This is a genomic window from Bacillus sp. FSL K6-3458, assembly GCF_038005045.1.
Lineage (GTDB): Bacteria > Bacillota > Bacilli > Bacillales > Bacillaceae > Bacillus > Bacillus altitudinis.
This window is the reverse complement of record NZ_JBBOSI010000001.1, coordinates 2,031,505-2,046,258: the sequence shown is the minus strand read 5'-3', so window position 1 is coordinate 2,046,258 and position 14,754 is coordinate 2,031,505. Positions and strand designations below refer to the sequence as shown.

Sequence of the window (14,754 nt, the reverse complement as noted above, 5' to 3'; positions counted from 1 at the left end):
TTCTTTTGTCAATGAAAAAGGAGGATACGCTGATCGTATCCTCCTCTTATTGAATGGTTTTCTATCATTAAGAGATCACTGGCCTTACTGGAAGAACGGATTCAATTTTACTTTGCAGCTCAATATCTTTCTGACTGCCAAAGTAAATATGAATGCTGCCAGCATCTTGGCTTGTCCGAATCAGTCTACCAATGCCCTGCCTTAGACGAAGCAACATGTACGGAAGATCCACTTCAGTAAATGCATCTTTCGCTTCATTCCGTTTTGCTTCAAATACTGGGTCATGCGGTGGATATGGAAGTCCCCAAATGACCACATTTGTTAGAGACTGTCCTGGAATATCCAGCCCTTCCCACAAGTGAACGGAACATAACACAGATGTTTCATCCGCTTGGAACTTTTGAACAATGGTACTGATCTCCTCGTCTCCTTCAAAATACACATGGAAAGGCAGTGATTCATTTGATGCATCGAGCTGCTTTCTAAATACATGCAGTTCATCAAATGAAGGGAATAAAATAAGAGATCGACCGCCATTTTCTTTTACTTGAGACAGCACGTGCTGACCTTTTACAGCTGACTCTGTCATTGGCTGCTGAATTCCGTGGAAATGCATTTGCATTTGCTCCTCATAATCATACGGCGAAGCCACACTCATGGATAAATAATCTTTGATCCCAAGGCTTTCAGCTAAATAATCAAATGATTGATTTTCAGACAACGTAGCAGATGAGAAAATATAAGGGATTTTTTGCGAAAATACCTTTTCACCGAGAACTTCTGCTACCGTTTTTGGCATGACGACAAAGGTGGTATCTAATTCCTGCTTCTCCAGCCAGCTAATGGCATTTTTCTGATAAAGCGACAAAGAATACGCCATCTGTTCAATGTACTCTTCCACAACAGACAATTCGTATTGATCAATTGTGTACATCTCTGATTCAAATACGAGCGCTTCTCCAATCTTCTCAAGCAAATCACATAATTCACTTGCTGAACGCTTTACCTCATCTACACGACCAATTTCAAGACGGTGTGATCCTTTGATTTCTTTGGCATTCGTTTTTAAGAGATAAAAGAACTGATCGTTTGTTGCAAGTGCATCTTCAACAAGCTCTGCAAACTCTTCACGAATATCATTTTGCAAAAGACGCTCCAAAAACGTCTCAAGTGTTGATTGTTTCACTCGGTATGTTAGCGCTTTTTGTGCTGCAAACTCAAGAAGATGCCCTTCATCAAATACAACAGAGCTATGCTCAGGAAGGAGCGGCAGCTGTCCTTCACGTTTACGTGACTCCTTTGTCCATACATGCTCCATGTAAAAGTCATGAGAACAAATGATGAGGTCTGTTGCTTTTCGGTAATGGTCTCTTGATAAATTCAAACCACAGCGGTGCCGCATGTCGCACGTTAAGCAGTCCTGAAAAGAGTCATAACCAATTCTTGACCACTCATCATTTGTTAATTCTGGATACTCTTTTCGATCACCATACGGATAAAATGTCTGCATCCCATGAGATTCATGAACAAATGAAGGAAGCGATTCATAAATGTCGAGCCACTTCTCATCATCTTCACGTTGCATCGTTTTCTCTAGTTTCTTTAAGCATAAATATTGATCATGCGATTTACTTAATCTCGCATCTATTTGAATATCAAGGTGATTGGCAATTTTATAGATATCACCTTCTTGTTTGACCAGCTGTTCAATTAACGTTTCGTCTGCACATGCAATGATCGCAGGTTTCCCTGTATATCTTGCATATGTGACCGCAAATAAAAGATAAACGATTGTTTTGCCTGTGCCTACCCCAGCTTCGGCAAACATCACACTTTTTTCTTTAAAGGCCCTTTCTAACTGAAAAGCCATGAATATTTGTTCATCTCGAAGATCAAAGCCCTTTTCTGGCAAAATGTCATAAAACACATCACCAATCCAGTTGCCCAGTTCTTCGTAAAAATTATGTTCTTTTGTTAATGAAAAAGGCAAACGAGATGCTGTCACCTGCTTCAACCCCCAACTTTTGAATCATTCAGACATTCAATAGTAACATTTATGCTGGGGTATGACAATCTTTTTTTAAGAGCGCAGGCGATGCTGGTAGCTTTCCTTCATTAAAAATGCGTGCTCTGAATGGTCTATGTAGTTTTGAGCCATTGCTAAGTTCTCGATGGCTGCCGTAAGTTTAGCAGATTGTCCTGTTTCAATCCCTTCTATTTCTCGGGCTGTTGAAGCGAGTGCTTTTTGAATTAACTGAAATTGATCATAATGAATCATGAAGACACCTCTTTTTTTAAAATCAAGTTCAGTTTATTCCGTCCCGTGAAGACTTATACCTTTTTAGCATAAAAAATCCACACCTTCTCGTGGTGTGGACATTTGTTACGATTCAGTTGTTTGCTTCCTAGGCCGGCGTTTTCCCCAGTATTGATAATAGTCTGTTTTAATAAATCCATTAAACAGTTTTCTCTTTTTCGTCGCTTTTCTTCCGAAACACTCTTCGAATTTTTCATGTGACGTTAAAATGTAAATGGACCACGTATCTAGGTTTTTCAATGCTTCGCCCATGCCTTGATACATTTTTTCCACAGCTGGCTTATCGCTCAGACGTTCACCGTAAGGCGGATTTCCGACAATCACACCATACTCATCTTTTGTTTGAAAGTCTTTCACTTGCATTTGCTTAAATTGAATCAGTTCACTAAGACCAGCTTCTTCTGCGTTCAGTTTCGCAATCTCTACCATACGATGATCAATATCGCTCGCGATAATGTGAAGCGGCTGATCATAGTTCGCCTTTTCTTCTACTTCAAGGCGTGCTTTGTTCCAAACGTCCTCACCGATCCATTCCCATGATTCAGATGCGAACTCACGGTTAAATCCAGGGGCAATGTTTTGTCCAATCATCGCTGCTTCAATAGCAATTGTTCCTGATCCGCAAAAAGGATCGACAAACGGACGGTCAGGTGTCCAGTTCGTTAATAAGACAAGCGCCGCTGCAAGGGTTTCTTTAATCGGCGCGCCTCCTTGATCTGCACGGTATCCACGTTTATGAAGACCCACACCAGACGTATCAAGCGTCAGCAATACTTTATCTTTTAAAAGCGCTACCTCAATTTTGTATTCAGGGCCCGTCTCTTCTAGCCATTCAGACTGTATGTTGTAAGATGATCTAAGTTTTTGCGCGATAGCCTTTTTGACGATGCGCTGACAATCCGGCACACTGGCAAGCTGAGATTTAACAGATTTACCAATAACGGGAAATGTGCTATTTTTCGGTAAAAACGCGGCCCAGTCAATGGCTTTAGTCTGCTCAAAAAGCTCATCAAATGTTCTAGCCGAAAATTCAGCAACTTGGACCTTGATTCGGTCTGCTGTACGCAGCCATAGATTCGCACGGCAGATGGCAAGCGCATCTCCTTGAAAAATAACTTTTCCGTTATCTACGGTGCACTCATACCCGAGGTCTCTTACTTCTTTTGCAACAATCGCTTCAATTCCCATTGGCGCTGTTGCGATGAGTGTATAGGTTTTCATTTGTTTATCACCTGTTTTCTCGTTCTTTTCTTAATCAAGATAAAAGCTCTCCATATGTAGAAATAGGAGAGCTTTGATTTCATCATGTTTATGATAACGGATATAACGTTCTGTAAGCCATGTTTTGTTCCATCGTACTGCAAACGGCAAAAGCCTCGTACTCAGGTGGTAATCATCTATCTACAGAATTCTCTGTCCTTCTCTCCGTTTGGTTCCTTTGAGAAAGTTCCCCTACCAAGTTTGGGTTTCTCGCTCGAGGGGTTTACCGCGTTCCACTCTCACCATTTCTAGTGAGACTTCGTCACTGTGGCACTTTCAAGGATACTTTGCCATATCCTAAAAGGACGTAGGCATTTTTCCTGCCGTCAGCCTTTCCCAGGCTGCCCTGGCTTATTTTTTCGCCAGGCACGAACACTACGGGCATCTCAGCACCGTGCGAGCATGGACTTTCCTCTGCAATGTCAAAGCATTACAGCGATTACCCGAACGTTAATCAACATGCGTTATTATAAACGACAATGTCATCTGACACAAGCTTTTTTGGTATTACTCAATCATAAAGTTTGCTGCCGAAAACGTGTTTCTCAAGATTAGATAGTCTTTTTAAAATATCAAAGTTTGTTGTATTGGACTGTGCAGGCTGTCTTTTCCCTTGCTCAACCGCTTCTTCAAGTTGTTTTGACAAGTGAAGGTTTTCTTGTTGGAGTTTTTCAATTTCTTGATGGAATGTCTCATAGTCTTTAATGACCATATCTAGAAATTTATCGACTTCTTCTTGTTTATACCCTCGGACACCTGTTTTAAATTCTTTTTCTAAAATTTCTTTCGCAGAAAGCTTTACTTTATCAGCAAGCATCTTTTTCACCTCATATCGTGAATTCATAGTATATTTTTTCAGAAATACGTGACGTTGTCAAATTTTCTCTTGCTTTTAGTCAAAAAACGGATCTTCCGCCTCAACCTGTGCTCTTAAATCATCCATTGTGATATACATAATTGGGTAGTCGGTATAGGTTTCAGCTTCTTTGATCATATATTTTGGCGAGCCTTCGTGCTCGGGATCATATAAGACGAGAAGGCCGTCCGTTTTTTCAATAAAAAAGCGGTTCTTTTGTTTAAATTGTGCCGGACTTTCATACGGTCTATGCGTGACACTTTCTACAAAATCAGCTTGTGCAAGAACGCCTTCATACAGCTCTTTATTTTGTTCATTCCAGCGCTCTTCCTGTTCATAAAATGGTGTAATGACAGCAAGTTTTAAATCTGGAAACTCCTCTTGAAGCTCAAAGACCACTTCAGCTGTCCATATTTCTGCCCCTAACTGACCTGAAATGAGCACCCATTCCAGCCCGTCTTCAATGAGTGCCGTCAGCCTTTTCCGAAGTTCCGCTTTTATGTATTGAAGTGCAGGCTCGTCTTGTTTGAAGATCCCAAGCTCAAATGGCTTGTACCCTGTGACAGCAATAATTTTCATTTTTTCACCTGCTTTTAAAAAAAGGGACTTATAAAAGTCCCATTTCACTTTATCTGTTACAGCAAGGTCCACCGCAGTTAAAGTGTTGATGTGTTGCCGGGTCCACCTGAGAAAACGTATGCGGGAAGTAGTGAACATGTTGGAAATTTTGGTGATGAACATTTGTTACATGCTGCGGGTGGATGTGCGGCACAATTGTAGTTGACTCACTATGCGTACAGCAGTGATTCGTTGGATGTACAATTGGCTGTGTAACATTTGGATTGCAATGATGATGATGGTACATGTAGCATTCCCCTCTCCTTGATTTTCTTACATTAACAATGTATGAATCAAGAGGTGTACATGTACTAATGCATTAACCTATTTTAAAAGTTTGCAAGAAAAACATCTTTATAGTTTGAAAACACAAACGCGACCAATATGACAACAAGAAAAAACAAGTAGAAAAGACCCTTATACATGCTCTACGCTCCTCATTCAATATCTAACGTTATTTTACAGGATTCGTGACTTTTCTACAATAAAAGTGCTAAACAATTTTTATTTTCGGCCGAGAGCCGAACGTTGTCATTTTTTGCGCTTTCCCAGGCAATAATTTCATTGCCCAGCTTTTCTTAAGAGCCGCTTTTCTCGCTTGTCAAGTTCCACAATGTCTCGTTCACTTAAAGACGATTGTGATAACAATGTTTGGGTAATGGAAAGGGCTGCTTTTGGGTCTTTTTGACGGTGTTCTTCATACTTTGCTAGCTCTACACCCGCTTTTAATCTTAAATGAACATCACTTGATTCAAATAGACGCCTCCATATGCATGCCGCTTCATCCCATTGTTTTAATCGCTTGTACTGTAATGATAGATCATAAGCTGCTTGATCCGCATGCTCAAACGCTGCTCCCGTTAATTCTTGCAGGTGCTTTGTTGCTTCCTGCACATCACGGTGAGCAAGATGCCACTTAGCTAATGCATATTTCTCATCTTCTTCCTTCACCGCATCTTTGGATAAGATTTTTTTAGACAAATGAATGTAGAGACTGATTAACGATAAGACATCAAGTTCATTGTGAGTCAAAATTCCTTCAATCAGTTTCGGGTTTTGTTCCTTTAAAAAGTGAAAATAGATCATTGGTGCGAGGAACCCCGGTGTATCTCCCTCTCGATTGACGTGCAGTTCTTCTTTTTCTACAACCGAAAGAGCCATACGCTCATATTTATGTTTCCACAATCTCCTTGACCCATGCAGAAGGTCAAAATGACCAAATTCAGGTAGAGCAGGTATTTGATCGCGTAATAATGTATGCCTCGTTTTGACTTGAGGCCAGTCAAATGATTTTCCATTATATGTCACTAGTGATTCGACATCCACCTCACTAAGAAAGCTTTTGTAAAGTGCCGCTTCATTTCCTGGATTCGTGAGCAGATGTTGTTTTACCACCACTTTATCTGAATAAACTCTCGCATGCCCAAGCAGAAAAATCATATTTCCCGTTCCGCCAGATAGTCCTGTTGTTTCTGTATCGAAGAAAAATAGCTCGTGAGGCTTGTAGCCTTTTGCAGAAAGAGAATGCTGAATCTCACTTTTGTTCCATGCACTCACCATCTCCGGCAGTTCTGCAAATGAATATCGCCCATGCTGATGGTCAAGTGGATAGGTCACTTCCCGAATGAGGCAGAAAGAGTCTTCAAAGTAGTAAGGAGCTGCACCTAATTCCCCCCACTCTTTTAGAAATGGAATGGTTTCAGCCGTCACAGTGGGCGTTTGTCCTTCTTTTACTGCCCCACGCTTTTCATCTGACTGATTGTGCGACAGGTGTTTTTTCATTCTGTTTAATTTTCCTTTTAATGACATGAGTACGTCTTTTCCCCCTTCCCTTAAAATCCTGCCATCAATTGAATGATACTGCTTTTTCCATCGATCTCTTTCATTTCCATGCCAATACAAGATGGACAGCCGTTCTCGCAGCTGCATCGCTCAATGAGCTGAGTGGCTGCACGGGCAATTTCATCAAAGCGAGCCTGGACCTCTTTACTTAAACCGATTCCACCTGGGTAATGATCATATAAAAATACGGTCGGTTTCCCGGTATGGGCTGCCTTTATTTGAGAAATGACATGAATGTCTGAACGGTCACACATGACAAACGCCGGAACAATATGTTGAAGAACATTGGCAATACCGAGCAAGAGCTGTTCAAGTGTTTTTTCTTCAAATGTCCGCTCTGCTTCATGTAATTCAAACCAAGCAGCACTCGTATGAATCTCTTCTTCAGGTAAGTGAATCGGGCCGGAACCGATATTTTCACCGGTTGATAATCGAATTTTTTTGAAAATAGTCGGCATTGCATTGACGGTCACATCACCGTAGTGAACAGATACCGCCTCTTTCTCTGTTGTTTGATCAATTTCAAGCACCTTGAGCTGAACTGCTAAATTCGCATCTGTATAATATTCTACATCGACTTGTTTCACATAAGCCTTAAGATGCTCATAATCTAGCTTTTCCACTTGATACTGAACCCCTTCATGTAAATAAATCGCTTCATCATGAAGTAAAGTCATCGCACTGAATCGATCCATCTCCCCAATAATTCGAACATTCGCTACATCGGATTGATCGACAATGACGACATTTTCCTGACTTGCAGATCTCAGACTGATGCCATGAGCCGGGAACGATTGATCTGACCAATAATAACGGTTCCCGCTGAAATGGAGAACCCCTTCTTCATGTAAGTATTGCAAGATTTCTTCTACTTCCATACCGCCAAACTGTTCATCTTCTCGAAACGGTAGCTCGTAGGACGCACATTTTAGATGATCGACTAGGATGATAAGGTTCTCAGGATTGATTCTTGCCGATTCAGGTGGTCTGTTAAAGAAGTATTCAGGGTGTCTAACAATATATTGGTCAAGTGGCGATGAGCTTGCGACCATGATAATGAGTGCTTCCTCATGACGCCTTCCAGCTCGTCCTGCCTGCTGCCACGTACTCGCTACACTGCCAGGATATCCGGTCATGATACAGACTTTTAGCTGTCCAATATCTACTCCTAATTCTAGTGCGTTTGTGCTGACAACACCGAGAATGTCTCCTTCCCTTAAGCCTTTTTCAATCATGCGCCGCTCTTTCGGCAAATAGCCCCCGCGATAACCACGGATCGATTTAGGACCAATTTCTTTTTTCACTAGTTCTTGAATATGACTTAAGATGACTTCAACTCTTACCCTACTTCTAGCAAAAACAATCGTTTGAATTTTTTCTTTTAAAAATGTTTTAGCGAGCTGATTCACAACAGTGGCCGCACTTTGTCTAATATTTAATGGCTTATTGACGACTGGCGGGTTGTAAAAGACAAAATTCTTTTTACCGCTAGGTGCTCCGTTTCGTTCAATGAGATGCACCTTGCTTCCGGTCAGCTGCTCTGCAAGCTCTTTCGGATTCGCAATGGTCGCTGATGTACAAATAAAGGTCGGGTCACTTCCGTAAAATGCACAAATTCGCTTTAGTCTTCGAATGACATTGGCGACATGACTGCCAAACACGCCTCGGTATGTATGAAGTTCATCAATGACAATATACTTTAAGTTCTCAAATAAACTGACCCATTTCGTATGATGAGGCAAAATCGCTGAGTGCAGCATATCTGGATTTGTGATGACAATATGTCCTGCCTGTCTGACGCGCTGGCGAATCGCTGGGGAGGTGTCCCCGTCATAGGTTTCACTGTGAATTGGAACATCCATCTCATGAATGATTTCGTTTAATTCACTTTTTTGATCTTGCGCAAGTGCTTTTGTTGGAAATAAATAGAGGGAGCGGCTTGTCTGATCTTCTGCGATCGACTGAAGAACTGGCAGATTGTAGCAAAGCGTTTTACCTGAAGCTGTAGGTGTCACAGTCACCACATTCTCACCATCCATCACACGTTCAAAGGCTTCCTTTTGATGAATGTACAGTTCGCTCACACCTCTTTTTTCAAGCGCCACTTTGAGCCTGTCATTTACTCTTTCAGGAATTGAAGAAGTCAGTGCAGGCTTCGCTTCAATTTCATGCCAATGCTCGACCTGTTCGTCTTTTTTTAATTCTTCTATGAGTTCGTTCATTGTTTTTTTCTTCATCTGGTATCCACCTCTCATTCTAGTGTACCGAATATTTGTTTGCATGACTAGGCGGCAATTTTTTGATGCACCGCTTGTGAGCAAATATTTTGATGTGTTGTAACAATATCTATTACACTTCTATAGTGAAATGATTTTATCAAGGAAGAAGATGATCAGATTGAAAAACGAATTTAAGCCTTTATTTGAACCTTTTACATTCCCAGGGGGTGCCTCTATTGATGGCCGTTTAGTCGTTGCACCAATGACACACTTCGGTTCTCATGAGGATGGCACGATCTCAAAGGAAGAAATTGATTTTATTACCGCTAGATCAAGCGAAATGGGCATGGTCATCACCGCATGTGCAAACGTGACGCCAGATGGTAAGGCGTTTGAAGGACAGCCTTCTATTGCAAGGGATGAAGATATACCTGGCCTTCAAAAGCTTGCTTCTGCGATTCAAGCGAAAGGAACAAAAGCCATTATGCAAATTCATCATGGCGGCACTCAGGCTCTCCCTCATTTAGTCCCAAACGGTGATGTCGTTGCGCCAAGTGATGTATTTAAAGATGGAAAACAAATTGCGAGAGCTTTGACAGAAGAAGAAATTCCTCACATCATCGACTCATTTAAAGAAGCAGCAAGGCGCGCAATCCAAGCAGGATTTGATGGGATCGAAATCCATGGAGCGAACGGATATTTATTACAGCAATTCTACTCCCCGCATAGTAATCAGCGTACAGATCAATGGGGCGGAAGCGAAGAAAAACGTCTCGCATTTCCAATTGCAGTTGTAGATGCGGTGAAAGAAGCAATCAAAGAGCATGTAACAAAACCATTTATCTTTGGGTATCGATTATCACCTGAAGAACCAGAAACACCTGGTTTAACCATGACAGAAACATTTACTTTAGTGGACGTACTTAAGACGAAAAACCTTGATTACTTGCATATTTCTTTAATGGAGATTGACGCTAAGGCAAGACGTGGTGCTGATACAAGTAAGACGCGGATGGAGTTATTAAAAGAGCGCTGTGGTGACACGCTTCCACTCATCGGCGTCGGCAGCGTCATTACAGCTGAGGATGCACTGAATGCATACAATCAAGGGATTCCACTCATCGCTGTTGCAAGAGAAGTCATTGTTGATCCCGATTGGGCAGTAAAGATTAAAGAAGGCAGAGAAAACGAGATTGAGACCGTCATTAAACGCAGTCAAAAAGACAAGTACATGATTCCAGAGGGTTTATGGACTGTCATGGAAGCAAGTAAAGGCTGGGTTCCAATGGAGGATTAATCTCCTCAATAAAAAACTACCCTATCAACTCAGGGTAGTTTTTTTGGATTATTTCATTTTCACTGTAAAAAGCTTGGACGTCTGCTTTTCTACAGAGCCCTTAGGTTCTTTGTCAAGATGTTCTACTAAATCACCATTCATGATGACAATTGGTGTCACTGTGCTTGCCGCTTTTTCTTCAATCAGCGCTAAATCACATGTAATGAGAGGATCACCTGCTTTCACTTTATACCCTTCTTTTATGTGTGCTTCAAAGCCTTCACCATTTAATCCAACCGTTTCAAGTCCGATATGAATCAGAAGCTCAAGCCCCGAGAGTGTTCGAATCCCAATTGCATGTTTTGTATGGAAGAGTTGAATAACTTCACCATCTACTGGCGACACAATGGTTCCGTTTTTTGGTTTTACAGCTACGCCGTCTCCCATCATCTTTTGAGAAAAAACGGGATCTGGTACATCGGTCATATCCATTAACTCTCCATCAACTGGAGAATAAATGACTTCTTCCTTTACATCATCTTGGTTTTTTCCGAAACCGAATAATTTTTTCAGCAATGTTCATTTGCTCCCTTCAAGCTTTGCTTCTAGATCTATTCAGCGTATAAACTTTCACGCCCATACACCTTGCTTCATTCAACACTATTTAATCATAATTTTTTCCTCTCATCAATTGATAACCGCCTGAGCCCCTTTTGCATAGGCTGTAGATGAGAGGTGATTCAAATGAAACATGAAAGTGAAAAGAAACACGAGTTGTTAGCAAATGAAGACATTCTATATGAAGCAATTGAACAATTTTTTGCATCATCGCCGTTTCACGACATTTTAAATAGTGCAGAGGCGCTGATGACCACAAGCCATTCACTTGCATCCATTACAACTGATGTGACAGAAGATGATCAATATGTATATATTGAGATTCGATTTCCAGACCATTTTGTCGAAGGTGATATCGCACTAGAAGTGAAAGCGCAATATTTACACTTATCGGTACAGGAAAAAATCAAAACAGACACGACTTCCTCCTATTCGAGCTTTACCAAAACCATTTTAATGCCTGCAAAAATAGATGAAACCAATATGAAGAGCGTTTGGAAAGATCAATCACTTCGTGTGACTGCGCCAAAACAAACAACCCAATAGATGTATATCTATTGGGTTTTGCTATGCTTTAAAAATACTAGTAAATCCTTTCGCCAATGAGCCCACTTGATTCATTGTACTCATCATTTGTCCAGCAGTATCAAACATTTTATTAAAATCGTATTGCCCATTCGTTTTTTTAAATTGTGACAGCACACTTTTAAATTGAGATGATTGCTGTTTTTGCGGCCTTGGCAAAGGATAAGGATTCATAGGCTGCTGCATAGGCATCATGCCCGGCGGCTGCATTTGCGGCTGATTCATTGCTTCAGGCTGCGGCTGATAAGGCTGGAAGTTTTCCTGATATCCAAAAGGCGGCTGATAACCTGCAGACGGCGGCTGGTTCATTTCACCTTGATATGGGGGCATGAAATATTCTGGAGGCTGCTGCATATCTGGATACGGAAAAGGCCGTTGCTGAAATTGATTCATTTCATAAGATGGCTGGTTTGAATAAGGGAACATGTATCTCGCTCCTCTCGCTCTGAAAACATATTGAAGTCAATGATATATTATGTTCAGGAAGCAGAAGATGTGCCTACAGCAGACATAAGAAAAACGCAGGCTGTTTATCAGCTGCGTTTGTTGATTTCTTCTATTAAAAGGTTCAGTGTATAAATCACTGACTCAACTAAATTTTTCACACGAGGTGCATGCTGTTTGCCAAAATAAGATTGCAGCACAACCTCTTTTCCATTTTCTTGGACGGCTTCAAGCTGTTCTTGATGTAAGTATCTAGGTTTGGCCTGATGAATAAATGAGGTAGCAGCAGTAAGCCACTCTTCCATTTGCTGATCAAATTTGACAACGGCCGGTTGAATATCGTTGTAAAAATCACAAACTGGGTATTCCTCTTCTGCCTTTCCCTTTAGGTACTGCTCGTATGCTTCTTCGATCCACGTGATCAACTCTTGTGTATGTTTAAGTAATGTTTGATTATCCAAAGTGTTCACCTCTATGAACCATCCTATCAAACGTTTACTTATTGCTCAAATAGAAAAGCTATCCGGCGTGATATGCGGGTCTTGCCTGCAGCTTATACTCTGCTGCATGAATTTTCAATTCACATTCCTTCACTTCAGATTCAAGACGGTCAATGATTTGTTCTTGCTCCTCTACGGCAGCGTTTTTTGTTTTTTTGACAGCTAAAGACAGTTCTTCTTCCACCGCATCAATCTTTCGCTCAATTTCCTCTAACAACTGCATAATGGATTCTTTTGATACAAATTCGCTCATCATCAGATTCCTCCTTTATCATCTCTCGTTACATTCTCTTTTCTTTTGCTCCCTCCTTCATACATGACAAAACTAGAACTAAATCGCCAATCTAAGTGAAGATAAGCGCAATTTCTTCCATTTCGACACGTGCTTGTCCTTCTTTGTATGATCGCGTCCGATTGTGTAAATTCTAAGGACAAAGGAGGTAGATGTCATGAAAAAGCAGCAAGCACCAAAAGAGCAAAAAACAAAAGGGAAAGAAAACAGTACAGATCAGCTTGATAAAAAGCTCGGTGGCCCTAACCGTCCATCCACGTAAAAAAAGCAGGTACCCCCTGCTTTTTATTTATGCAAAAAATAGTGTTCTAATGAGAAAAGAAAACGAAGCTGCCTTTTTTTATGAAAATACCAGTCGGTCAGCTCAATTTGTTTTGGTAAACGCTCTGCTTCAAACAAGGATGGACTCAATTTCTTTTGAAACCAATCTTCCCTTTGATCGTCTAATGAATGTGTCATGACTGGATACACCGTTCTGAGGAAAGGGCTTGACCTTCGCGCAATCCCTAAAAACGGTTCAAAATCAAATCGAGATCCCGTATGCGGCACGGTATGCAAAAAATGATAAAAATCCGAAAACAAATCGGCTCGAAACAATAGTTTTGCTAGTTTTTTCCCTAACGTAATGCGCTCTTTTACTTGGGAAAACTTTCGTATGGTTAACCCGTACAAATGCCCGTCTACTGTCGGAAAAACGACGGTTTGAAAATGTGCCCACTCGCTGAAAAGATATTGAATCGAGTGAAAAACATTCTTTTTCAGGAGAGGATTTTGTATAATAGGAGATTGTATAGTATATTGTTCATTTATGATGAGTGCATGCAGCAGTCGCTCTATGTCACGCGTTTGCCAAAATCGTTCCCACTCAGCGCTCATAAAACGAGACACACTGAAATGGGGCAGCAGATGAAATAAAGGTTTGCGGCACCTTTTTGACCATTCATACAAGAGAAGCTGCGGGTAAGCATCTGAAAAGATCAGCCAATTCGCTCTTTCATATGCTGTAAAGAACAGATGCCCTTGCTGATCCGTTAAACCCGGATGGAAGAGCTCGCCTTTTAAATCTGTCATCGACCATCCAGCATTTCTGGAGACAAAAGAAGCAAGCAGAGACCATTTCATCTCTGGATGACGGTCATAAAAGCGCTTGTACGCGTTTGTCCTTGTCAGGTTGTCCTTATTTTTCGCTTTCGTCTCATGTAAAATATGCTGGGTAATCATGTGCTCTTGTTGTGACAACATGGTGATCTCTCCAATACAAAATGCATTAAAAGGAGGCTGAAACTTGATGATTCGGTATCCTAACGGAAAATCGTATCAGCCCATTCAACAAATTGGGACAAAAAAAAGAATCAGCGGCGAATCATCTTATAGTAACCGCGGGATGACGCTTGAAGCTGACTTAAATGAAACGAACCAGTACTATTTGGTCAACGGGATCGCAGTCATTCATAAAAAGCCTACCCCTGTTCAAATTGTCAATGTGGATTATCCAAAAAGAAGCGCTGCTGTCATTAAAGAAGCCTATTTTAAACAATCCTCCACAACAGACTACAACGGGGTATACAAAGGGCGTTATATCGATTTTGAAGCAAAGGAAACCAAAAGCACCACCTCGTTTCCGCTCAAAAATTTCCACGACCATCAAATTGAGCATATGAAACAGGTTGAAAAGCAAGGCGGTATTTGTTTTGTTATTATATCCGCATTTGGTTCCGTTTATTATTTGTCCGCTACTGACCTCTTCTTCTTTTGGGAGCGGCAGCAGCAAAACGGCCGTAAATCCATTAGCAAAGATGAATTAATGGAAGCAGGTCACCTCATGACACTTGGATATTCGCCAAGAATTGATTATATTAAAGTAGTGGAGACACTTCATTTTTCGGATGACAGCAAGCAACATTTACGTTCGAAAAAGGTTTAACAC

At 41.1% G+C, this 14,754-nt stretch carries 17 protein-coding genes and 1 other RNA gene; 4 read left to right on the top strand and 14 right to left on the bottom strand.

Annotated elements, in window-relative coordinates; genetic code table 11:
* Positions 1-67 precede the first annotated feature (67 nt).
* The 9 genes from MHH23_RS11000 to MHH23_RS10960 all read right to left on the bottom strand — a co-directional run bounded on the left by MHH23_RS11000 (position 68) and on the right by MHH23_RS10960 (position 9,130).
* Positions 68-2,005, bottom strand: a complete 1,938-nt coding sequence (locus MHH23_RS11000) for an ATP-dependent DNA helicase (RefSeq protein WP_039165643.1) — start codon at positions 2,003-2,005, stop codon at positions 68-70.
* 75 nt (positions 2,006-2,080) lie between these two features.
* Positions 2,081-2,278, bottom strand: coding sequence for a hypothetical protein (locus tag MHH23_RS10995; protein ID WP_017359721.1), 198 nt, complete (start codon positions 2,276-2,278; stop codon positions 2,081-2,083).
* A 105-nt stretch (positions 2,279-2,383) separates the two neighbouring features.
* Positions 2,384-3,538 (bottom strand): THUMP domain-containing class I SAM-dependent RNA methyltransferase, encoded by a 1,155-nt coding sequence (locus MHH23_RS10990; protein ID WP_039165648.1) that lies wholly within the window; start codon positions 3,536-3,538, stop codon positions 2,384-2,386.
* A gap of 108 nt (positions 3,539-3,646) precedes the next feature.
* Positions 3,647-4,028, bottom strand: an RNA gene (gene rnpB / locus MHH23_RS10985) — RNase P RNA component class B.
* Between the two features lie 60 nt (positions 4,029-4,088).
* A complete protein-coding gene (gene gpsB / locus MHH23_RS10980; RefSeq protein ID WP_008344631.1) occupies positions 4,089-4,394 on the bottom strand; it encodes a cell division regulator GpsB in 306 nt (101 codons plus the stop codon).
* A 75-nt stretch (positions 4,395-4,469) separates the two neighbouring features.
* Positions 4,470-5,012, bottom strand: coding sequence for a DUF1273 domain-containing protein (locus tag MHH23_RS10975; RefSeq protein WP_202394241.1), 543 nt, complete (start codon positions 5,010-5,012; stop codon positions 4,470-4,472).
* A 49-nt stretch (positions 5,013-5,061) separates the two neighbouring features.
* Positions 5,062-5,298 carry a spore coat protein CotD gene (gene cotD, locus MHH23_RS10970; RefSeq protein ID WP_072368252.1) on the bottom strand — a complete coding sequence of 79 codons (237 nt, stop codon included), beginning with the start codon at positions 5,296-5,298 and terminating at the stop codon, positions 5,062-5,064.
* 314 nt (positions 5,299-5,612) lie between these two features.
* Positions 5,613-6,860, bottom strand: coding sequence for a ribonuclease H-like domain-containing protein (locus MHH23_RS10965; protein WP_340959486.1), 1,248 nt, complete (start codon positions 6,858-6,860; stop codon positions 5,613-5,615).
* Between the two features lie 23 nt (positions 6,861-6,883).
* A complete protein-coding gene (locus MHH23_RS10960) occupies positions 6,884-9,130 on the bottom strand; it encodes a DEAD/DEAH box helicase (RefSeq protein WP_340959485.1) in 2,247 nt (748 codons plus the stop codon).
* Between the two features lie 160 nt (positions 9,131-9,290).
* On the opposite strand from MHH23_RS10960, the gene MHH23_RS10955 reads away from it, so the two are divergent.
* A complete protein-coding gene (locus tag MHH23_RS10955; protein ID WP_340960142.1) occupies positions 9,291-10,409 on the top strand; it encodes an NADH-dependent flavin oxidoreductase in 1,119 nt (372 codons plus the stop codon).
* Positions 10,410-10,457: 48 nt separating this feature from the next.
* On the opposite strand, the gene MHH23_RS10950 is transcribed toward MHH23_RS10955, so the two are convergent.
* Positions 10,458-10,964, bottom strand: a complete 507-nt coding sequence (locus MHH23_RS10950) for a PTS sugar transporter subunit IIA (protein WP_340959484.1) — start codon at positions 10,962-10,964, stop codon at positions 10,458-10,460.
* A 168-nt stretch (positions 10,965-11,132) separates the two neighbouring features.
* On the opposite strand from MHH23_RS10950, the gene MHH23_RS10945 reads away from it, so the two are divergent.
* Entirely contained in the window at positions 11,133-11,552 is a 420-nt protein-coding gene (locus MHH23_RS10945; protein ID WP_007500867.1) for an Hsp20/alpha crystallin family protein, read from the top strand.
* A gap of 21 nt (positions 11,553-11,573) precedes the next feature.
* On the opposite strand, the gene MHH23_RS10940 is transcribed toward MHH23_RS10945, so the two are convergent.
* The 3 genes from MHH23_RS10940 to MHH23_RS10930 form a co-directional block, all read right to left on the bottom strand.
* Positions 11,574-12,017 (bottom strand): YppG family protein, encoded by a 444-nt coding sequence (locus MHH23_RS10940; RefSeq protein WP_206113935.1) that lies wholly within the window; start codon positions 12,015-12,017, stop codon positions 11,574-11,576.
* Positions 12,018-12,124: 107 nt separating this feature from the next.
* Positions 12,125-12,505 carry a YppE family protein gene (locus tag MHH23_RS10935; protein ID WP_340959481.1) on the bottom strand — a complete coding sequence of 127 codons (381 nt, stop codon included), beginning with the start codon at positions 12,503-12,505 and terminating at the stop codon, positions 12,125-12,127.
* A 49-nt stretch (positions 12,506-12,554) separates the two neighbouring features.
* The gene (locus tag MHH23_RS10930) at positions 12,555-12,788 is read right to left on the bottom strand and encodes a DUF5446 family protein (protein WP_224558417.1); all 234 of its coding nucleotides are present in this window, start codon (positions 12,786-12,788) and stop codon (positions 12,555-12,557) included.
* A gap of 196 nt (positions 12,789-12,984) precedes the next feature.
* Between MHH23_RS10930 and sspM the strand changes: the two genes are divergently transcribed.
* Complete coding sequence (sspM, locus tag MHH23_RS10925; protein WP_017359731.1) at positions 12,985-13,089, top strand: acid-soluble spore protein SspM; 105 nt, start codon at positions 12,985-12,987, stop codon at positions 13,087-13,089.
* A gap of 23 nt (positions 13,090-13,112) precedes the next feature.
* Here the strand turns inward: sspM and MHH23_RS10920 are convergent, their stop codons facing one another.
* Positions 13,113-14,069 (bottom strand): DUF2515 domain-containing protein, encoded by a 957-nt coding sequence (locus tag MHH23_RS10920; protein WP_340959480.1) that lies wholly within the window; start codon positions 14,067-14,069, stop codon positions 13,113-13,115.
* Positions 14,070-14,115: 46 nt separating this feature from the next.
* Here MHH23_RS10920 and recU point away from each other — a divergent pair, with 46 nt between their 5' ends.
* Positions 14,116-14,751 carry a Holliday junction resolvase RecU gene (gene recU, locus MHH23_RS10915; protein WP_017359733.1) on the top strand — a complete coding sequence of 212 codons (636 nt, stop codon included), beginning with the start codon at positions 14,116-14,118 and terminating at the stop codon, positions 14,749-14,751.
* The last annotated feature ends 3 nt before the right edge of the window (positions 14,752-14,754 follow it).